The organism is Eubacterium sp. F2 (assembly GCF_046244355.1).
Taxonomy (GTDB): domain Bacteria; phylum Bacillota; class Clostridia; order Peptostreptococcales; family Anaerovoracaceae; genus Aminicella.
In genome coordinates this window covers 1,082,965-1,103,473 of the sequence record NZ_CP176393.1, presented here as the reverse complement: position 1 = coordinate 1,103,473, position 20,509 = coordinate 1,082,965, and the positions used below count along the sequence as shown (strand labels likewise).

Sequence of the window (20,509 nt, the reverse complement as noted above, 5' to 3'; positions counted from 1 at the left end):
ATGACGGAGTTCTTATTCAAAAAGCACAGATTTTATAAATTGAAAATCGAACAAAATAGAATTCCTGCATAGATGACCGCATTCTGGTGCTTGCTCCCTGGTAAATATTTTAGAATGCGGGGGATCTGGCAGGGTGTACGCCGCAGTGAAGGCAGTTAAAGTATACCGTAAAATAAGCACGCCTACGATTGAACGAAGTTCGGGATTTGCCATGTTATCCGCTTTTTCCCGAGCTCCTTTTTTCAAAGTTCGGGAAATACAGTTAAAACGCGCTTTTCCCGAACTGTGTACAGGACATATTCGCTCTATATAGATATATTATTGATAAAAATTCAAGTAAAAGAAAATTAATTCGTGTGCATTGTATAATAATCATGATTGATTATAATATCGGACTAGTCAAAACTGCGCTTCTGACAATTTCCCGATCGGTGAACCTCCCGAGTTCGGGAAATCGTCAGTACGATGCCATTTCCCGAAATATGAATCCCTGAAAGTTCGGGAAATGGCCGAATAAGAGGAGATTCCCGAGCCACATAAAATTAACCTCGGGAATTTGACATTTAATAAGCGATTCCCGAACAATTGCAGATACATTGTGTTGAAATAAATACAATTCGGCATGAATATTACACAAACAGGTATACTGTATACGTCACTCCGCTTTCTTTCTCAGGGACACCCTGAGCCAGACATCAAAAACTGATCCGCATCTGCCTCTCCACCCAGGACTCCTGCGGCACATCGTGAACCACATCCCCATCCCGATAGCCGCCGATCAGAAACGGTGACTCGGGATCGTGCAGGCGGCTGTTCTCCAGCACTCTTGTGGCCTCCGCGTTGGCGTAACAGTAGCGGCAGAGATGGCGGCAGGTGTTGTAGGCGCCGATATCGCAGGCCAGATAACAGGCACATTCCTTCCTTGCGCCCTTTCTTTTTGGCGCATGAAGAGGCTTTCCAATCGCCTTCTCATAGTCGCGGATCTGCATGCAGCCGCTGCAGTCGGCACCATAAGGAGCCAGTTCATCGCCTTCCGCGCAGGGCTTCACGGTCATGCCGTGTGCGGCGGCGATATCAATCATTGCCTTCCCCAGCATCAGGCGCTGCTCCTGTGTGACTTCGCGGGCCTTCGGAAAATTCCGCCGGACTTTTGGGTAGAGGTCGATGAAGCTGATGACGACCGTTTCTGTGTATCCGTCCAGCGCGGAGGCCATCGTTTCAAACGCCCGCAGATGATAGGCCGCAGAATAACGCTCGGAAATGAATATCGGATCATAGCGCCAGCCGATGGACTGGATGCCGACAGCGTCTGACAGTCTCTTGAAATCATCCAGCAGGCGGTGCTTGTCGGGGACATTCGGCTCAATATCTCTGCCATAGGGCGTAATCGTGACGAACCAGAACTGCCCGTAATCCTTCAGCAGATTCATGTAGGGGAACATCGGTGCCGGGTTCTTGGTGCAGAATCCGATCACATCCACGACGGAGGGGTCGAGGCGGTAACGGCTGACCTGAACCGGGTTATAGGGATTGCGCACGCAGACAGATCCCGCCTTCAGCCGCTCTGCCAGCCACGGTGCGTAGAAGGCCGGAATGTCTGTTCTCTGCCCTGTATTGATAATCATTTCCCTGCACCTGCCTTTTCTTAATTCTCATCGATGTCATTATTGTAGCGCATGAGTCATCATCTGACAAAATTTACGCGCGCAAGGGCATCACGCGCCGCGTAATCCACGCTGTTTCAGAATATCCGGCAGGCCGAAGGCTTCTGTCTGCCCGTGACTTTCAACACAGAAATCATAGATTGAATGGGAGATTATCGCAAGAATGTGCTTTATAGTAATATACTTCTCTTTCAGGAACTATAAAACCGCTGAATTTCAAGCCTGACAAAACTTAGCCGTGCAAGAGACCACAAGCCGTCTTATTATCCGGGACATTTCCGACAGCCTGGCATTCTGCGATGTTCACTTGCAGGACGGTTCTTTTCCGGATATTTCTCATGCTGCATGCAGAAAACAAAAATAGCGGAAAATGTCAAAACTTCCCGCTATTTTCGTATGGTAATAGACGAAATATTCAAAGTGCCTTTTATCACTATACTTCAAACTGAACCAAACGCACGGATCGGCTCTTTTTCATTACCTGATCACGACGCGGTTTCTTGTTTCCTTCGCTTCGTACAGCGCTGCATCTGCTTTTTCAAGCTCATCCTTCAGCTGTCCCTTTTCATAAACGCCGCCGATGCTGATGGTCAGATGGACGCCGGGATAACCCGGAATTTCCGCGGAACCTGCCGCCTCTTCGATATCTTGAAGTTTTTTTCGGAATACTTGCTCCGGAATATCTTCAAACGCCAGTATGAATTCATCTCCTCCGTAGCGCAGGACCAGATCGCTTTTCCGCACACATCCGGAAATCGCACTGGCAACGGCCTGCAGTGCCGCATCTCCCGCCTTGTGCATCCAGGTATCGTTGATATTCTTAAACTGGTCGATATCAATCATCGCGGCGGCCTGTACCGTCAGCCCGGAAACCTGCTCATCATAATACCTGCGGTTTCTGACCTGTGTCAGAGAATCTCTGTACAGACGTTCATTAAACTGGGTGATGCGTGAAACAAACTCATTTTTCCCGCAGGCGTCAATCATAACCTGATCATTAAGATGCAGGATCGATTCCAGAACGCATGGCTCTTTGTTTACTTCCAGATATTCTGAGACAAGAAGATAAATTTCATTATCTACAAATTCAAATTTGGATGCTCTCTGTTTTGTTGCAAAGGTTTTTGCAGAAATACAGTTCGCGCACGGAACATGCCTTTTCCAGAAGGAAAAACAGTAACCTTTAAGTATTTCATGTGTGCCGTCTGCATGATAGACGATCTGACGATGGACCGATGGGTTGACGACTCTTACCGTATCAAAAACCGTATTCAGCCCCCGGATCCGCTCCAGCAGTTCCGTATGGGTAATGCCGAAGTCCGGTACAGCTTCCTTTCTTGGAAATTCTTTGTTCATCATTAATTTTGTCCTCTCCTGATAATTTTCGCAACTATACGTAATTACCCGATTCCTGTATTCTAAAACAAGATATCCCAAAATGTTCCCACATTACTGTTTTCCCGGATCTTCCACATCCTGCATCAGTCCAAATGCGATTTCACCATTTGTATCTAGCGCCAGAAAAGCGATAAGACGCTTACAGGTGAACCTGCCGCTCTTCATATCATAAATGGAAAGGATGATGTTATCCCTGCCTTCCTTGACGGGAAGGCGTTCATACCGTCTGCGCATGCATATTTCTGTCTGATTTTCTTATTGCGGATGCCCGCTGCGCCCGGCAGCAGATCCTGCAGGTCTAAATATCCAGAAGTTTGCTGTATTCTGCCAGCGCGCCGTCTGTGTCGTGAGCAAGCACGCGTTTTGCCAGCACCTTTCCCAGCTGAACGCCTTCCTGGTCGAAGCTGTTCAGATTCCAGACAAAGCCCTGGAACATGACCTTATTCTCAAAATGCGCGAGCAGTGCGCCCAGGCTGCGCGGCGTTACTTCCTCGCCGATGATGATGCTGGAAGGACGGCCGCCCTCAAAGTTCTTATTCCGGTTCTCATCCGGCTTGCCGCAGGCAAAGGCGACAATCTGTGCTGCCACATTGGCACAGAGTTTCTGCTGACTCGTGCTGCCCTGAATGCTGTCATCTTCTCCCAGCTGACTCTTCCGGAATCCGACGAACTGAAGCGGCACAATATTCTTTCCCTGATGCAGGAGCTGATAGAAGGAATGCTGTCCGTTCGTTCCCGGTTCACCGAACAGTACCGGATCGGTCGGATAGGATACCGGCTCTCCAAAGCGGTTGACAGATTTTCCGTTCGACTCCATATCCAGCTGCTGAAGATGAGCCGGGAAACGGCTGAGCGCCTGTGAATACGGAAGAACTGCCGTACTCTCATATCCCAGGAAATTTCTCTCATAAACACCGATCAGGGCATCCAGCATGTCCGGATTCTTCAGCGGATCCGTCTCCTTTGCCAGCTGGTCCTCTGCGGCAGCTCCTTCCAGGAATTCAGCGAAGACTTCCGGTCCGAATGCCAGAGAGAGCACAGCGCCGCCGACTGCCGATGTAGAGGAATAGCGGCCGCCGATATAGTCGTCCATGTAGAAGGCAGCCATGTAGTCATCGTTATGTGCAAGCGGGGATGTTTCGCTGGTGACTGCAATCATGTGACGGGATGGCTCCAGACCCTGAGCGCGGAGCGCATTCTGCACAAAAGTCTCGTTGGTCAGTGTCTCCAGTGTCGTTCCTGATTTAGAGACCAGAATGAAGATCGCGTGCGCCACATCAACCGATGCCAGCACCGATGCGGCGTCGTCCGGGTCAACATTGCTGATGAAGGCGGCGTCCATGTAATCTTGCTTATTGGCTTTTGCCCAGTTCTGAAGTGCCAGATACATGGCACGCGGGCCCAGGTCGCTTCCGCCGATTCCGATCTGGACAACCGCGGTGAACTTTTCACCCTGCTCATTTACGATCTTTCCTTCATGCACATCCCGGGCAAAATCCGCAATCCGCTTCTGCTGCTCCTGATAGAACGCGCGCTTGTTCACGCCGTCTGCAATGACATCGCCGCCCAGCTGTCCGCGTGTAAGATGATGGAGCACCAGACGCTTCTCACCCGTGTTAATCACTGCGCCCTCATACAGCTCCTTAAACTTATCGCCGAGCTCCGCTTCCTGTGCCAGCTCTGCCAGATCCGAAAGAATCGTGTCATCCACAGACTTTGCGGCAAAATTATACTGCAGACCTTCCGCCATCGGAACACTGTATTTTCTGACACGCTCTGCCCCGGATTCGCCGGCCATCACTGCCGGAAGATCAACCTTCTGCTCGTTTTTCAGTGTCTGAAAGGACTTCAGCTCATCAAAATTTCTCCATTCTGTCATCCGTAACTCCTCCTGATTGTTCAATCCTTTTCTGCCACGCAGTCTCGCCCGAACTTCTGCACGTTCAGGCCTGCGCCGCTGCTCACCTTCATTTCTTATTATTATACAACAATTCTACAGCATTTTGCGTATCACCTGCGAGTTTCAGAGGGTATCAAATGGCCGTGGAGTTTTGCTGACAGATCTCCGGGTTTTTCTGTGAGCTGTACGCAGCCTGATGCCTGGAACGCCTCCCGGCTCCCTTCGCGCATACTCACGCTTCCGACTCCGCCGGCCTGCTCCGGACTGTGTATCTTCTGCTTCAGGCACTTGTGCTAATTATTTCCCACGTTTCTATCCGAAAATGTAGTTCAATCATCTTCAATCGCAACTGGAGTGAAGTCATGCAAAATCCCATTGGTAAAACCCGTGAAAAATCCATCTTTTTACAAACAGAGGATTATTTTTGGTAGTATTGAAAAATAATCACGATTCATACCAAACTTCTGTATCTTTACATGTACATTCTCATTATTTGATTCCCAAGATTTATAATAACAAATAAACATGTATAAATTTTCTACAGCCGCTCAGTAAATATAAGAGAGAAATCAACGATAAGCCGAAATGTCAGAATGTTGCCTCGTTTAACGGGATAAAACTACTAAAATTTTCCCACCTTCCCAGTCTTAATACCTATACTCGCTCTGGGTATTTGGTAAAAACACACGGCTTCTCCTGATCTTACCTAAATAATACTGCATACTTGGTACGATACGCAGATTTTAAATATTTCTACCAAAAATATTACCAGATTACGAGAATTCATGCTGATAACGTCTGCATAATCGATGAATATCTGAAACAGAGGCCGCTGCAACAGGTCATATTTGTCAGCGGCTGAAAATCCTTCATAAAGGAAATGTTATTCTTCATCTGCTCCAGCGTGCTCATGCCGGACAGCACCATGCGGATTCCGTCGAACCCTGCCGCAAAGCGGATTGCATAGCTGGCATTGGAATTATGTGTGCCGTTTTTCCGATTCAGATCATCATAGATCTTCTGCGCATCTTCCGGCAGATTCACAAGACTTCCGCCCTTCACCGGCAGGCGCATACAGCCAAAGCCAAAGTATTTCTTCATTTCCGGGAACGATTTATCCATGATCTGCCTCCTGCTTTCTTCACAATTGCGGATTTCACCTGCTATTTTATGCATTCGCCATTGAGATGTACAATGCCGTTTATGAAATATGCTATAACTATAGCACATACTGGCCGGTAAATAATCCCCGTCCGGCAGCCGCAGTCCCCTTATCTGGGATTCTCCTCTGCTCATTTGCGGCATGAATTTTGTCCCTTAATTTTCCGGAATCCAGATCTCGCCGCTGCAGGAATCGAGACTTACATGGATGTGCCCGTTTTCATTGACGGCTTCTGCACGGGTCAGAGCGCCCCGGTATCTTCCCGCGTCGCAGCGGACATCGAATGCGGCCGGGTTTTCATCATTATTCACCGTGACGATGACGTCTCTTCCGTCCAGCTTCCTCGCGAAGGCGTACTGGCGGTTGGTCAGGTAACGTTCTTCATACATTCCATAGGAAAGCGCCGGCTCAGACTGACGGACCCGTCCCAGGGCAGTGATCAGCCTTGTCAGCGTATTCTTTTGTCCCGCCTCCCGGAAGTCCTCCAGATGCAGGCATGGCCGGAGGGATGCGTCGGAACCCTGTTCCTTCTGCCCCTCGATGCCGAATTCCGAGCCGTAATAGACCGACGGCACGCCCGGCAGCGTGTAGAGCAGAATGTAAATCGGGCGGAGATGGTCCTTATTATTGACCTTGGAGGCGATGCGGGCTACATCGTGGTTGTCGACAAAATTATAAAGACCAAGGCGCAACGGATCGCCGCCAGCCATGTCCATCAGCCTCTTCACATTATGCGCAATCTCAAAGTAATTATGGTCGTTATGGCCGGAATAAAGGGCCTTATGCAGGGCGTAATCGGTCACGGCGTGCAGCATGTCGTCGTTCACCCAGCGGATATATTCTCCGTGGATCACCTCGCCCATCAGCCAGAAATCGGGTTTGACTTCATTCGCAGTTCTGCGGAGAGACTTCAGATACTCAAAATCCATGACATCAGCCGCGTCCAGCCGGATTCCGTCGATGTCGAAGGTCTCCACCCAGTATCGGATGACCCCGGAAATGTAGTCCCGGACCTCCGGATTCCACTGGTTCAGTTTGGCCAGGATATTGTAGCCGCCCCAGTTGTCATAGGAAAATCCGTCGTTGAACTCATTGTTGCCGCCGAAGTTCACATTGCAGTACCAGTCCCTGTATCTGGAATTTTCTCTGTTCTCCCTTAAATCTTTAAAAGCGAAAAATTCACGCCCTGTGTGGTTAAAAACGCCGTCGAAGATCACCCTGATGCCCTTCTCATGGCAGGTCCGGACGAAATTGATCAGGTCCTCGTTCGTTCCCAGCCGCCGGTCCAGCCTTTTATAGTCGGTCGTGTCGTAACCGTGGCTCAGCGACTCAGACAGAGGGCCGATGTAGAGGGCATTGCAGCCGATCTCTTTTATATGGTCAATCCAGGGAAGAAGGGTGTTCAGCCGGTGGACCGGCTCTCCCCCCTCATTATTGGCCGGCGCTCCCGCCAGACCGAGCGGATAAATATGATAAAATACAGCTTCATGGTACCATGCCATGTTAATCACCTCCAATCCTTCCAACACAAACCTCATATCCCCGTCTTCTAAGCTCAAAATAGATTACATTTTCAAGAGAAAACCCCAAATCATACCGCTGTTTAGGGAGAATATAATTTCGGAGTCCGAGATCTGAAATATAGTATGATGTCAACAAAAATCCCGAAATCGGGATTTATTCATTTATTTTATGATTTATTCCCGATTTCGGGATTTTATACGCCTGCCGACATAATTTGGAATTACAATTTATCATTTATATAATATTTATCCATTCCGTGATACAGACTTCTGTCATCTAATCTACCACACAATATTGTCCGGATATTCAAGGCGCGGATCCTGCAGTTCATGTATGCTGCATCCATATTCTCTCGAGGCACTCTTCAAATTCCTTAATAATCTTATGTAGGCATCTGGTTTCTTAAGCAGTCTCTTTGCGATAATTCTGATCTTATCTTTTCTCTTCGCCGGAGCGGTCTTCAGGTATTCAATATTACACTTATCGACATACTGTGTGGCATAATACGCATACTCGTCTCCCCAGGATTTTTCTCTCAATCGCATTACCTTCTCAAAATCTTCGTCACCGATCACTTCTGCAAACGCAGACAAAATCACACTTGAAAGCATACCAAGCATCGCCTGATCTCTGATATAATCCGCATATTTATACACAAATCTTCTCGGATGTTCGGCTTTCTTCTGCAGCTTTCTCGCTCTTTCACCATAGTCTGCCGATGCCGGTAAATACAACTCCTGCACGGAGAATGCCACAAACAATGCCTCAGGGAAAAGCACTTCCACAGAATAATGCAGGTTCTGCTGCGGCATAGCCATGGAATGCCATTTCATCAACTCATCATTCGCGCCATTATCTACCAGTTTAACATTTCGATCGCCTTGAAAGGCATGCCTGATGTCATAGCAGATTCCCAGCAGACGATTCTTCACGCCCCAATAGCAGTCATCGTAATCCTCTTCAAGACCAGTCATCCGATATATGCTCTCAACCATCTCATAAAGATCTTCATATTCACCCTCTATAGTCACCCCGGTCAGGTGCTCTGTCGGCTTTGCTGAAATCATATCGCGTTCCTCCGTTTACTCTTTCCAACCATACATATCCTATTATATTTTTTTATATTTTTTCTTTTCCCAAAAAAAGGTCTATTGCGTTTATATGATGTACTCCTTCGTACTGATCTCTGTATTTATCAAGGGAAATTATGAATCGTGGGTAACCGTCTCTTATACTGCGGAATGGACGATATTCTCTTTCATGGATCTTTTGATCGGCTTCAGCACTCCCCCCATGCATCGAATATGTAACTTGAATATACGCATAGTTCTGCGTTTTATCACGGCAGATAAAATCACACTCCAGCTTTCCAATTCTGCCTACGCTTACCTGATATTCATTACTGATGAGATAAAGATATACCAGATTTTCCAAGGTTGGTCCGTAATTCAGCTGATTATCTGTATTCATTGAAAAGTATAAAGACATATCAGCGAGGTAATATTTCTGATCCCTGCGAACGGCCTTTTTACTCTTAAGATCGAAACGATTACATTCATATATGATCTTTGCTTTCTTCAGATCCTCTATATATCCCCGAACTGTAGCAGCTTTTGTACGAATTCCTTCTTTTCCGAGAACCTTCAGGAGATTCCCAAGAGAAAAAGGTGACGCATAATTGCCAATCAGAAAAGACTGCACTCTCTCATATGCTGCCAGATTAGATATTCTTCTCCTGGTTTTTACATCCTTTTCAAAAATCTCTGATACGATTCCCCGCGTGTATGTTTGTCTAGCCGTGACATCCGCGAATTCAAGAGATTTAGGAAATCCGCCATTCAAAACATACTCATTGAATTCCTGATCCATATCCGTATTTCTGTCAATATGGAAAAATTCTTTCATCTCCAGATACTCATGAAAATCCAAAGGGAAAGTTTCAAACGTCAGATATCTGCCAGTAAGTTTGGTGGTAATTTCATCACTTAACAGATATGAATTTGATCCAGTGAGAAATACAGAGAAACCATCTTCTTCATAAGCCTGAACCACACTTTCAAAGCCCTTGACATTCTGCACCTCATCGATAAAAAGGTAATAGAACCCATCATCAGAAAGCATAGATTCGATACGATCCTCTAACTGTTCGGGCGTCCTGATCTGCTTGTATCCACGCCGATCCAAAGGAAGATAAATGATGTGCGACTGATCAACGCCAGCAGATTGCAGTTCATTCATGACCGCCTTTAATATACAGGATTTTCCACATCGGCGAATTCCAGTAATCACTTTAATAATATCTGAGTTATAAAACGGACGAAGCCTTGACAGATATTTTTCTCTTGGGTATATGTTCTTATACAATTCTTCACCTCCCTTTTCCTGAGATAATCATACCATAAACCCCGGATTCACGGTACTCTTTTTTTAATATTTATATATTTAGTCCCCTAAATACGCAAATAACTCAAGGATTTTATTATAATAAGGTTCTCAACATTTCTGTAATCCCTTTCGGTTTCAGGCCGAATAATAATATTTTTCTTTGACATGATTTTTCTCCTCTTCACCGAATAATTCGTGCAAGCTCTACGACTACGATCTTCAGCACTACCCCGCCGGACATCATAAAGAAGCAGACCTCCCGCATCTGCTGCCTTCTGGCAATCAGGGCAGTGATGGCGGCAAGAATAATCACTGCCGCACCGATGCAGCCAATAATATTTGGTATGCTGACGAGCGGGAACAGTCCCGGCGCGCAGCTGCCGTCAATGGCATGCTGAATCGTCTTATCCAGACCGTCCCGTGCCGCCGCAAAGCAGCAGACGACCAGACCAGAACCCATCAGCAGAATGATTCTGCGTCCCCAATGCTGAATATCGGCATGGTGAAACGCAGACCATCCGACAAAGCTGAACGCCCCGTCTTTACTGCTGAACAGATAGCCCTTTCTCATTTCTCTTCCACATTCTGGACATCTCATACTTTCCCTCCTGAAAAAAAGACGCAGCACATGACCGCTTCTGCGATCAGCACTGCGTCTCAGCGTCTGGCTTCTTTCTTTTTAATAACAAAATTCTTTACATCGATAATGCTTTCCCTCTTGCATTTGGGACAGAACAAGGGAAAGTCTTTCAGTTCCGTCTCCCTGAGTATCTGCAATCGTGTTTTCGCTCCGCATCTGGGACATAAGACCCAGCGCTTCTCTTCCGCGTCTGTCATAAGCTCTGCCTGTCCTTCCTGTAAGTGGATTCCACCCTGGCGATAAACCGGTTGATATGCGCTTCCAGCACAGGAGCAACAGCATCCTTATCCTCTGCCTCATCATAAACACTGTACAGCAGATACATCGGTCCATAAAACTCCAGTGCCAGCTGCATGGCCGCTTCATCAGAATCCGTCAGTTTCCGGAAGATCGCCGCCATATAGGACAAAGGTCCCCCGGCAAGATAATCATGGTGAAGCTGTGCCATTTCCGGGCTGCGGTACTGTTCCAGGGTAAGCATCTTGCGGAAATTGGCGGAGAAGTTTTCCTTTGTCCAATGATCCTATTCACTATAAAGCCTGGCAGCATTCTCAATAAATTTTCTTACTGTTGACCTCTTATCGCGGTAAATCTCCGCATCTGCATATATTCCCAGCGGTGCGTGCGGGGACTCCTTCCACTCCAGAAATATAAGTTCCTTATCCGGAATCAGCATATATTCCGGCAGAAGGCAGTATCCGGCCCCGGCAAGGACGAGGGCACAGGCTTCGGAACTGTTCGCAGCCATGCTGTTGAGAAGCGTGTCGTTCACAGGGAGAAGTTTATGTCCCCTTGAAAAGGCGTTTTTTAATAGATATGGCGGGATGTTGATGACCTGACGGTAGGGAAAAAGATCCTCAGAGGATACGATTTTCCGGCGCTTCCTCTTGAATTTCTGAGCAAGAGGATGATCTTTTCTCAGGACGCAGAAAAAATGCTCGTCATGAACAGGAATAAAGGAGATCTTATCATTCTTGAATTTTGCGTCTTTTATGCCGAATACCAGGTCGAGATCGCCGGAAACGAGCCTCTGCAGACTGACATCTGTCTGATCGAGAGAAAGTTCCGGGGAGAGATTCTGCTTTTCAGCCAGAAGAGGTGCCAGTATTTTCCGGATGGGAACGAGAGCGTGCGGGTCGTTGTATCCGATTTTTAATGCATAATGCGCACCCTCGTGAAATGAGCTGATCCATTCCATTACGTGATAGTAGGTATTCAGCATCTGCCGGGCTTCTGGAAGAAATTCAGCACCAATCTGTGTAAGAGAAACGGAACGTGTTGTCCGGTGAAAGAGTCTGGTGCCGAGTTCCTGCTCCAGAGACTGAATCTGCCGGGAGACGCCAGGCTGAGTCATATTCAGTTCTTCCGCCGTGCGTAGATAGTTCAGCGTACCGGCCAGTGTGGTAAAGCATTCAAGCTGGGTCATATTCATAAGGAAATCCCCTTTCTTTATTCTCTTTCCTCTGGGTATAATCGGATTCTATTTATACGATTTACTCATTAATTATAACATATAATCATTTCACTTTCCGCATATCGGATGCTAATATGCACTTGTAAACAAAAGTAAGAGTGAGCAAGAGAAAAAGCTCAGCAGTTTACAGCAGGAATAATACCTGCAGAAAGGAAAATGAACCATGTTAGCAAACTTATTCGGATGGAACAAAAAAGCAGAAACCAAGCAGAATTCTTCAGCATGTGGTACAGCATGCGGAGCAGGAAAGAAGGAAGAACCGTCCAGTGCATGCGGTGCAGCCAAGCCGGAGGAGCCGTCCAGTGCATGCGGTGCAGCCAAGCCGGAGGAGCCGTCCAGTGCATGTGGTGCAGCCAAGCCGGAAGAGCCATCCAGTGCATGTGGTGCAGCCAAGCCGGAAGAGCCATCCAGTGCATGTGGTGCAGCCAAACCGGAAGAGCCATCCAGTGCATGTGGTGCAGCCAAACCGGAAGAGCCATCCAGTGCATGTGGTGCAGCCAAGTAATCCGTTATAACCCCTGAAATAACCATACAAACAGAAAGCCGGAAGTGGAGGAATAGGATTATGGCACAGTATTTTGCTTTCCAGTGGCACATCACAGAAGAATGCGACCAGAGATGCAAGCATTGCTACATTTTCGCAGAGAATGCCTGCAAAGATCTAAAAAGCATGAAATGGGAAGACATGCAGAAAGTGGTGGAAAATGCGGAGGATTTCTGCCGGACATTCGGCCGGCTTCCATATTTCTACATCACCGGTGGTGATCCGATCCTCCATCCGGATTTCTGGAAACTGATGGAACTCCTGAAGAGAAAACAGATTCCATTCACAATCCTTGGAAATCCCTTCCATTTGACAAAAGAAAATCTGGCAAGGCTGAAAGCGTGTGGTTGTGATAAGTACCAGCTGTCCATCGACGGAATGGAAAAGACACACGACTGGTTCAGGAAGCCTGGTTCCTTCCGGGAGACACTCGAGAAGATTCCAATGATCAATGAAGCAGGCATCACCTCTGTTGTGATGACAACCGTTTCTTCCGTCAACATAAAGGAAGTGCCGGACATTATCGACGAAGTCGTCAAATACAAGGCGGATGTATATGCATTTGCGAGATACGTTCCGACGGCTCCGGATCCTTCTTCAGTTCCTGCTCTCTATGCAGAAGCAGAGCGGGCGGAACACGGGAAGAAGATGACAGGAATCACGCCGGAAGAATATCGTGAATTCTTGAAAACAGTCGATCAGAAATACAAGCACTATGAGCATGATCCATCATGTGTAACGTATTTTAACCGTAAAGACCACCTCTGGACGCTTTACCAGTATGAAACAGGCGAATTCAAGATTCCGGACTGGGCAGAAAGCGGGATGATCTATGGCGGATGCAATTGTGGAAACTGCCATCTGACGATTCTTCCGACTGGCGAAGTATATGCCTGCCGCCGTGTGGCAGATAGTGGAATCGGAAATGCTCTCACAGACAGACTCGTAGATCTCTGGCTTAATCAGGCTGAGGACTATAGAGACTATCAGAAGTTCAGCAAATGCTCCAGCTGCAGACTCGCTGCATGGTGCCGCGGCTGCCCTGCAGTGGCGAAAGGAACCTACGGCAGCTTTTATGCAGAAGATCCACAGTGCTGGGCTTCGGAAGAAAATGGCCTGTTAGTTACGAATAAAACTGCATCAACGGAAAAGCTCCTGCATAATCATAAGGAGTCTGCAAAAGCGGCTGTGTCAGAAGTTTAAGAGGTGAGTGGTGAAAAAGAGTATTCTGAGAGACCTTGATATGAATGACGGAATGGCCGTCACACTGGCAATGCTGAAAGAACATCCTATGCAGTATATCGGTGTGATCGGACTAGACGGAAAACCTAAAGTCAAGGCATTTGAATTTAAATATGAGGAAAAAGGGAAACTCTGGTTTGATACGATCAGAGGAAAAGAGACCTGGAAAGAAATTTCTCGTCATCCTGACGTAGAAATTACCGTTGCGGATGATGAAACCATGGATTGGATCCGCATCAGCGGTAAGGTCCGGATGCAGGAGGATGAAGAGCATCGCAGAAAGGTGCTTGAGGCAAGTCCGATTCTACGTAAATATCATTCCGGACCAGAGGAAAAGGAAATTGTCCCTTTTACATTGGATGATGTCCATGTAGAGGTATCAAGCCTTGAACCGGAAATAGGAACACACAGATATAAGCTGTAGGTACAGCCGGCCTGGAATAACAGGAAGAGGATGATACAGACAGAACGATAATGACGGGAGGAAGCATCGATGGAACTTATGGAAGCAATGAAAGGCAGACGTTCAGTACGGAAATTTCAGGACAGACTTGTTCCGAAGGAGACGATTCAGAGCATTCTGGATGTGATGGAATACAGCCCGAATGCCGGAAACAGAAACTCCATCCGGACCGTTGTTCTGACAGATCGTGAAGAGATCGATTATATCGGAAAGGCACATACGACGGTGATCGAAAGTTTCAATAAAGGCGTGGTATCCCTGCCTTCAGAGGAGGAAATTGAAGCAGCACCAAGTGCTTTTCATAACGCACCGACTGTCCTTGCTCTGTTCGGGCCGAAGAACTTCTATTTCTCTCCTGCAGATGCCTATATTCTGGCGCAGAATATCGCACTTGCCGCATATGAAAAGGGCGTATCCACCTGCATTGTCGGCGAAGTCCTGAATTCCATGGGAACAGAAAAAGGTCAGGCACTGCAGAAAGCATTCGGTATTCCGGAAAATTTCGCCCCGCAGGTCTATATCACAATGGGGTATTGTGAAGGAGCCTACCCAAAGCGCCTGCCACGCCATTACGCAGAAGTGGTCTATCGTTAAGCATAAGCAAAGTGCATTGCAACGAAAAAATCGCTGAAAACACTGGATTTTCAATATTTGTTTCCAATCTAAATTGCGGAAAACACCCGCAATGGGAACGGTGGCGGCGATGATAACTACATAATCGAACAAGTGGCACAAATTGATTTCCTATTGGCACCTGGTGATGTTCCTTCACTGGGTGTTTTTTTGTATTCTATGCATGTCAGATGAAACAAGACAAAAACAAAACACGGATGATGATAGGAACCAGATCAGAAGGAGAAAAATCATGGCATACAGATCAACAAATCCCTATACTGGAGAAGTAGTCGCAGAATTCAATAACACGACCAATGAGGAGGTCGAGGCAAAGCTTCAGAAAGCACAGAAGGCATATGAGTCCTGGTCGAAGACGAGCTTTGAGGAGCGTGCCGCTGTTATGAAGAGGGCGGCCCAGCTGGCAAGAGAGAGAAGAGATGAGCTCGCAGCTATCAATACAATTGAGACAGGTAAGCTGGTCACGATTGCGGCCTGGGAGATGAACCTGTGCGCGGACATCATGGACTACTACGCAGACAATGCGAAGGAGCTGCTGAAGCCGCATTACATCAAGACCTCGGACCAGATGGCAGGCGATGCTGTCGGCATTTACCAGCCGCTTGGTATCATCTATATGGTAGAGCCCTGGAACGTACCTTTCTTCCAGATGACAAGACCGTCTGCGGCCCAGCTCATGGCAGGCAATGTGGTCGTCTTAAAGCATGCGTCCAACTGCCCGCAGTGTGCGCTGGCCATGGAGAAGCTCTACAAGGATGCCGGACTTCCGGATGGCTGCTTTACCAATCTCTTTATTGATTATGACCAGTCCAATGCCCTGATAGCCGACAAGCGCATCTGTGGCATCACACTGACCGGGTCCACACCGGTAGGCCGCAGCATTGCGGCAGAGTCCGGAAGAAACCTCAAGAAGTGCGTCATGGAGCTTGGCGGATCGGATGCCATGGTTGTCATGCCGGATGCTGATTTTCAGAAAGCCGTGCAGGGTGCTCTGATGGGAAGAATGACCATTTCCGGCCAGGTCTGCGCAGGCGATAAGAGAATGTTCATTCATGAGTCCATTTATGACCAGTTCAAGGCAGCTGTTGCGGGCGCCATCGATCAGCTGAAGATCGGAGATCCGCTGAACCCGGAGACAACGCTTGCTCCGGTCTGCTCGAAGAAAGCGGCGGACAAGATCAGAAGCCAGATCGCAAAGGCTGTGGAAAACGGTGCGACAGCTACGGAGATAGGCCCGAAGGTTCCTGCAGATTCCGCATGGGTACAGCCTACAATCCTGACAGGCGTTACACCGGAGAATCCGATCTTCAATGAAGAGATTTTCGGACCGGTTCTGATGCTCTTTTCCTGGAAGACAGAAGACGAAGTAATTGCCCTCGCCAACGGAACAGACTTCGGACTTGGAAGCTCCGTATATTCGGAGGATCCTGTAAATGCAGCCCGCATGGCGGCTGCGATGGAGTCCGGTGCTGTATCCATCAATCAGCCGACAATGGCGGCCGCAGCAATCCCGTTCGGCGGCGTCAAGACTTCAGGCTTTGGCAGAGAACTGGGTGCCGATGGAATCCGCGAATTTACCAACCAGAAGTATATCAACAGCGCCGGCATTGACATGAAAAAGGTATTTGAGCAGTATTAATCATACGGATGATAAAATACAGATAACTGGATTTTTGATGATTGGCACTCGTGAAGAACCGGGTGCCAACCATTAACATTAATTAGGAGGACACTATGAATACAGCGGTAAGATATTATTCACGGTCTGGCAACACAAAGCTGGTGGCGGAGGCGATTGCGGAGGCTCTGGGCGTTCCGGCGGTTTCTGTCGATATGCCGGAGGCGGCTCTGACGGAAAGAGCGGATGTTCTTTTTATCGGAGGAGCGCTCTACGCCTATGGAATTGATAAGAACCTGAAGAATTATCTGGGCTCACTTTCTGTCGGACAGGTCGGACGGGCTGTTGTTTTCTCCACATCCTGGGTCTCGAAACACAGCATTGATTTGATCCGTAACGCGCTTCAGGAAAAGGGAATTCCTGTGGAAGCCGAAACCTTCTATGTAAGAAACAAGGCAAGTCAGGCACAACTGGAAGAGGCGAAATCTTTTGCCAGAAGTATGGTTAAGAAATAGTTTCAAAGCGATCAAAGCATTTCGGCATACAGACAGGATTTGTTGAAAGAAAACTGAAGCCTGAATAATAACCATAGGTTGCTATTAGAGACGGAAGGAGAGAACCAGAGATGAAATCCCTTGTGGTTTACTATTCGTATAGTGGCAATACCCGTTTGATTGCGGAAGCAATAGCTAAGGCGGTACATGCCGATATAGAGGAATTAAAGCCGGAAAAACCGATACATGCAAGCGGTGCGAAATACGTTATGTGGGGAATCAGACAACTTGTGAGTCAGAGTAAGGTCAAATTACTGCCGTTGGACCATCGGGTTGAAGATTACGATTTAATCATTATCGGAACACCTGTGTGGTCATATACGCTGACTCCGCCAATCAGAACTTTTTTAGAAGAGCAGTGGATAAACAATAAGAAGATTGCCTTGTTCTGCTGTGCCGGCAGTGATCATGGAAAGACCATAGAAAACATGAAAAATGCATTGAACGGAAATGAAATTATTGGAACAACGGTTTTTTATGACCCATTAAAGAAAGATCCGGATGCCGATCGAAAAAAAGCTGTAGAATGGATAAGAAGTATAACAAGGTAAACAAGTAATACCACTTTTTTCTACACTCCCTTAGAATTTATCAGTACTGTTGTAATCTGGCTCATCCGAAATATATCATTGCCTGTCTGGGATATCCAGGCAGGTTTTTTCGGGTCTGTAACTTTCGTTGGGGTTGATCGTTTTGTTGGGGCGTAACTTTAACAGGGGTACCGACCAAATTACAGAACGGAATCCAGAATCAATTCTCTGTTTCTGGGATCCGTTTTCAAAAAGAAAAACTAAAAGGAGGACAAAATGAATAACAAATCCAGCATTACCGCCCTGATGAGCTCCTTTTCCCGGGTATTTCACACAGAAAACGAAGAGCGTCCAGTTTTTACGGATCATCTTGCCAGGGAACTGATGACAGCAGAAGAATATGCTGCCATTCAAGGCTATATTCTTGACGGAGCGCAGTTCTTTGAGCCAGAGAGCAATCCTGCAGAGCAGGACTCGAAAGAACTGCTGCGAAAGCTCATTACTACGCATATTGCGCCGTCGCCGCTCTGCCGTGCGGCCTACACCGAACAGGCATTAAAAACGGCAGCCCTGACCGGCACGAGGCAATACATTATCCTCGGCGCAGGACTGGACACCTTCGCTTTTCGGGAGACAGAGTTCTTATCAAAATACCAGGTATTCGAGGTCGATCATCCTCTGACCCAGGCGGATAAAAAGGAAAGAATTGCGCGCGCAGGCTGGACGATTCCTTGCAATCTCACCTTTGTCCCTGCAGATTTTACAAAAGACAATCTGCAGGAAAGCCTGACTGCAGGTGGTTTTGACAGGACAAGCAAATCATTTTTCTCCTGGCTCGGTGTAATCTACTACCTTTCAGCAGAAGCCATCGACTCAATGTTATCTGCACTTTCCAGTCTATGCGCAGACGGCAGCACACTTGTATTCGATTATCCGGATGAGAATTTCTTTCATGCTTCTGAAAAACGTGTGCAGAACACCCTTATGATGGCAAAAGCCGCCGGTGAACCGATGCAGTCAGCATTTTCCTATCGTGAGCTTGAAAAACTCCTGGAGAAACACGGTTTCCTGATCTACGAGCTTCTGACACCGAAAGATATTCAACAATCTGTGATCGATAAGGCCGGAGCAGATATGAAAGCCTTTGAGCATGTTAATTACTGCCTGGCGGTTAAGAAAGATTAATGTGAACCATTCCGCGCTCATAGAAAGCGAGGAGGAGTATAGATGAACCAACTGATTGGATGCTGCGGACCGGAGAGCATGATTCGAGATCTGCTGGCAAATGCCGCAGTTTATGGTGCGCGGATCAAGGGTGCTGCCCGCTTTTCGGCTCTGTAATCACGATTATATATCGGTTTTATTCTGCACGTTTTTTCGCAAGCATAATGCTCAATATTGCGGAATATGATTCACTTGCATGTCCAGGAACTGCCCGATACAATATCCATAGAATGCTGCTGAAGAGGGAATATTAAGAGGAGAAATGTCTATGAAATATGCATTCATAAATGGAATCATTTTAAATGGGACAAAGGACATGGCACCAGAAAATAACCTGACTATTTTTACAGATAACGGAAAAATCACTGACATTTTACCATCTGAAGAATCGACTGAAGGATATCAGGTGATCGACCTTAAAGGCAGCTATATAATGCCGGGCCTTATCAATATGCATGTCCACCTGGCTGGAAACGGGAAACCGCAGAAGAAACAGAGAGATAATACGAAGCTTGTAAACCAGATTTTCTCGAATCCAGTCTCGGCAAAAGCTGCTGAAAGTCTGGTGGGAAAATATGCTAAAATCGAGCTTCTTTCAGGAGTCACTACGGTAAGAACTGTCGGAGGTTTAAGAGACCTGGATACAAAAATCCGGGATGAAATAAACCGCGGAAAAAGGCGCGGGCCCAGAATCCTTGCTGCAAATGAAGGAATCTCAGTGCCTGGCGGACATATGGCAGGCTCTGTTGCAATAGCTGCGTCCACAATAAATGAGGCTCTTGCTCAGGTTCATCACTGCAAGGATGCAGGAACAGATCTGATCAAGCTTATGATCACAGGAGGCGTTCTCGATGCCAGGGAAAAGGGAGTGCCTGGTGAACTGAAAATGAAACCTGAAATGATAAAAGCCGTATGCGATGAAGCTCATAAACTCGGCTTTATCGTGGCAGCACATGTCGAATCCCCATCAGGATTAAAGGCAGCTCTTCAAAACGGAGTAGATTCCATCGAGCATGGGGCGAAAGCTGATGACGAGATTATCCAGCTCTTTAAAGAGACCGGAGCCTTTCTTACCACGACCTTGTCACCTGCACTTCCCTATGCTCTTTTTGACAGATCGGTCTCAAATGCTTCTGAAGTAAAACAGTATAATGGAAATATTGTATTCGAGGGAATAAGAGACTGCTCTGTTAAAGCGATTGAAAATGGCATTCCAGTAGCACTCGGAAATGATGTGGGATGCCCCTGGATCTCCCAATACGACTTCTGGAGAGAACTTTATTATTTCCATAAATATGTCGGCGTATCGAACGCTTTCGCCCTTCATACAGCTACTCTTAATAATGCAAGGCTTGCCGGAATCGGAGACATCACAGGTTCCATTGAAAAGGGAAAGTGTGCGGACATGATCGTCACCGAAGAAAATCCTCTTGCAGACCTCCATGCATTAAGGAACGTCAGCATGGTTGTCGCAAGGGGTGAGGTCATCACTCATCCGAAAACAAAGAGGAAAAAAATTTTGGATGAGAATCTTGATCCCTTCTGCTGATTTAG

The 20,509-nt window shown here is 47.2% G+C and carries 21 protein-coding genes; 9 read left to right on the top strand and 12 right to left on the bottom strand.

Going from position 1 to position 20,509, the window contains the following annotated elements; genetic code table 11:
- Positions 1-695 precede the first annotated feature (695 nt).
- The 12 genes from ACI77B_RS04575 to ACI77B_RS04520 all read right to left on the bottom strand — a co-directional run bounded on the left by ACI77B_RS04575 (position 696) and on the right by ACI77B_RS04520 (position 12,105).
- Positions 696-1,625 carry a DUF1848 domain-containing protein gene (locus tag ACI77B_RS04575; protein ID WP_409337585.1) on the bottom strand — a complete coding sequence of 310 codons (930 nt, stop codon included), beginning with the start codon at positions 1,623-1,625 and terminating at the stop codon, positions 696-698.
- A 516-nt stretch (positions 1,626-2,141) separates the two neighbouring features.
- Complete coding sequence (locus tag ACI77B_RS04570; protein WP_409337584.1) at positions 2,142-3,023, bottom strand: GGDEF domain-containing protein; 882 nt, start codon at positions 3,021-3,023, stop codon at positions 2,142-2,144.
- A gap of 90 nt (positions 3,024-3,113) precedes the next feature.
- On the bottom strand, positions 3,114-3,296 hold the full coding sequence (locus ACI77B_RS04565) for a hypothetical protein (protein ID WP_409337583.1): 183 nt from the start codon (positions 3,294-3,296) through the stop codon (positions 3,114-3,116).
- Positions 3,297-3,360: 64 nt separating this feature from the next.
- Positions 3,361-4,941, bottom strand: coding sequence for a glucose-6-phosphate isomerase (locus tag ACI77B_RS04560; protein ID WP_409337582.1), 1,581 nt, complete (start codon positions 4,939-4,941; stop codon positions 3,361-3,363).
- An 804-nt stretch (positions 4,942-5,745) separates the two neighbouring features.
- Positions 5,746-6,084, bottom strand: coding sequence for a hypothetical protein (locus ACI77B_RS04555; RefSeq protein ID WP_409337581.1), 339 nt, complete (start codon positions 6,082-6,084; stop codon positions 5,746-5,748).
- Positions 6,085-6,279: 195 nt separating this feature from the next.
- Positions 6,280-7,626 carry an alpha-amylase family glycosyl hydrolase gene (locus ACI77B_RS04550; RefSeq protein WP_409337580.1) on the bottom strand — a complete coding sequence of 449 codons (1,347 nt, stop codon included), beginning with the start codon at positions 7,624-7,626 and terminating at the stop codon, positions 6,280-6,282.
- A gap of 303 nt (positions 7,627-7,929) precedes the next feature.
- Complete coding sequence (locus ACI77B_RS04545; protein WP_409337579.1) at positions 7,930-8,715, bottom strand: DUF6904 family protein; 786 nt, start codon at positions 8,713-8,715, stop codon at positions 7,930-7,932.
- Positions 8,716-8,767: 52 nt separating this feature from the next.
- Positions 8,768-10,012: an ATP-binding protein gene (locus tag ACI77B_RS04540; RefSeq protein ID WP_409337578.1), complete on the bottom strand. Its 1,245-nt coding sequence runs from the start codon at positions 10,010-10,012 to the stop codon at positions 8,768-8,770.
- 202 nt (positions 10,013-10,214) lie between these two features.
- Positions 10,215-10,631: a hypothetical protein gene (locus ACI77B_RS04535; protein ID WP_409337577.1), complete on the bottom strand. Its 417-nt coding sequence runs from the start codon at positions 10,629-10,631 to the stop codon at positions 10,215-10,217.
- A 59-nt stretch (positions 10,632-10,690) separates the two neighbouring features.
- Complete coding sequence (locus tag ACI77B_RS04530) at positions 10,691-10,870, bottom strand: cysteine-rich KTR domain-containing protein (protein ID WP_409337576.1); 180 nt, start codon at positions 10,868-10,870, stop codon at positions 10,691-10,693.
- Positions 10,867-11,121: a hypothetical protein gene (locus ACI77B_RS04525; protein ID WP_409337575.1), complete on the bottom strand. Its 255-nt coding sequence runs from the start codon at positions 11,119-11,121 to the stop codon at positions 10,867-10,869. The genes ACI77B_RS04530 and ACI77B_RS04525 overlap by 4 nt, the downstream gene beginning before the upstream one ends.
- Positions 11,122-11,196: 75 nt before the next feature.
- Entirely contained in the window at positions 11,197-12,105 is a 909-nt protein-coding gene (locus tag ACI77B_RS04520) for a LysR family transcriptional regulator (RefSeq protein ID WP_409337574.1), read from the bottom strand.
- Between the two features lie 205 nt (positions 12,106-12,310).
- Between ACI77B_RS04520 and acgA the strand changes: the two genes are divergently transcribed.
- From acgA to ACI77B_RS04475, 9 genes are all read left to right on the top strand, one after another.
- Complete coding sequence (gene acgA, locus ACI77B_RS04515) at positions 12,311-12,652, top strand: ACGX-repeat peptide (RefSeq protein WP_409337573.1); 342 nt, start codon at positions 12,311-12,313, stop codon at positions 12,650-12,652.
- A gap of 60 nt (positions 12,653-12,712) precedes the next feature.
- Positions 12,713-13,894, top strand: coding sequence for a radical SAM/SPASM domain protein, ACGX system (acgM, locus tag ACI77B_RS04510; protein ID WP_409337572.1), 1,182 nt, complete (start codon positions 12,713-12,715; stop codon positions 13,892-13,894).
- A gap of 10 nt (positions 13,895-13,904) precedes the next feature.
- A complete protein-coding gene (locus ACI77B_RS04505) occupies positions 13,905-14,357 on the top strand; it encodes a pyridoxamine 5'-phosphate oxidase family protein (protein WP_409337571.1) in 453 nt (150 codons plus the stop codon).
- 69 nt (positions 14,358-14,426) lie between these two features.
- Entirely contained in the window at positions 14,427-14,990 is a 564-nt protein-coding gene (locus tag ACI77B_RS04500) for a nitroreductase family protein (RefSeq protein WP_409337570.1), read from the top strand.
- A gap of 271 nt (positions 14,991-15,261) precedes the next feature.
- Positions 15,262-16,668: an NAD-dependent succinate-semialdehyde dehydrogenase gene (locus ACI77B_RS04495; RefSeq protein ID WP_409337569.1), complete on the top strand. Its 1,407-nt coding sequence runs from the start codon at positions 15,262-15,264 to the stop codon at positions 16,666-16,668.
- A 95-nt stretch (positions 16,669-16,763) separates the two neighbouring features.
- Positions 16,764-17,162 (top strand): flavodoxin family protein, encoded by a 399-nt coding sequence (locus ACI77B_RS04490; RefSeq protein WP_409337567.1) that lies wholly within the window; start codon positions 16,764-16,766, stop codon positions 17,160-17,162.
- 110 nt (positions 17,163-17,272) lie between these two features.
- Positions 17,273-17,752, top strand: a complete 480-nt coding sequence (locus ACI77B_RS04485) for a flavodoxin family protein (RefSeq protein ID WP_409337566.1) — start codon at positions 17,273-17,275, stop codon at positions 17,750-17,752.
- 255 nt (positions 17,753-18,007) lie between these two features.
- Positions 18,008-18,916, top strand: a complete 909-nt coding sequence (locus tag ACI77B_RS04480; protein WP_409337565.1) for a class I SAM-dependent methyltransferase — start codon at positions 18,008-18,010, stop codon at positions 18,914-18,916.
- Positions 18,917-19,223: 307 nt separating this feature from the next.
- Positions 19,224-20,504, top strand: a complete 1,281-nt coding sequence (locus ACI77B_RS04475; protein ID WP_409337564.1) for an amidohydrolase family protein — start codon at positions 19,224-19,226, stop codon at positions 20,502-20,504.
- Positions 20,505-20,509 lie beyond the last annotated feature (5 nt).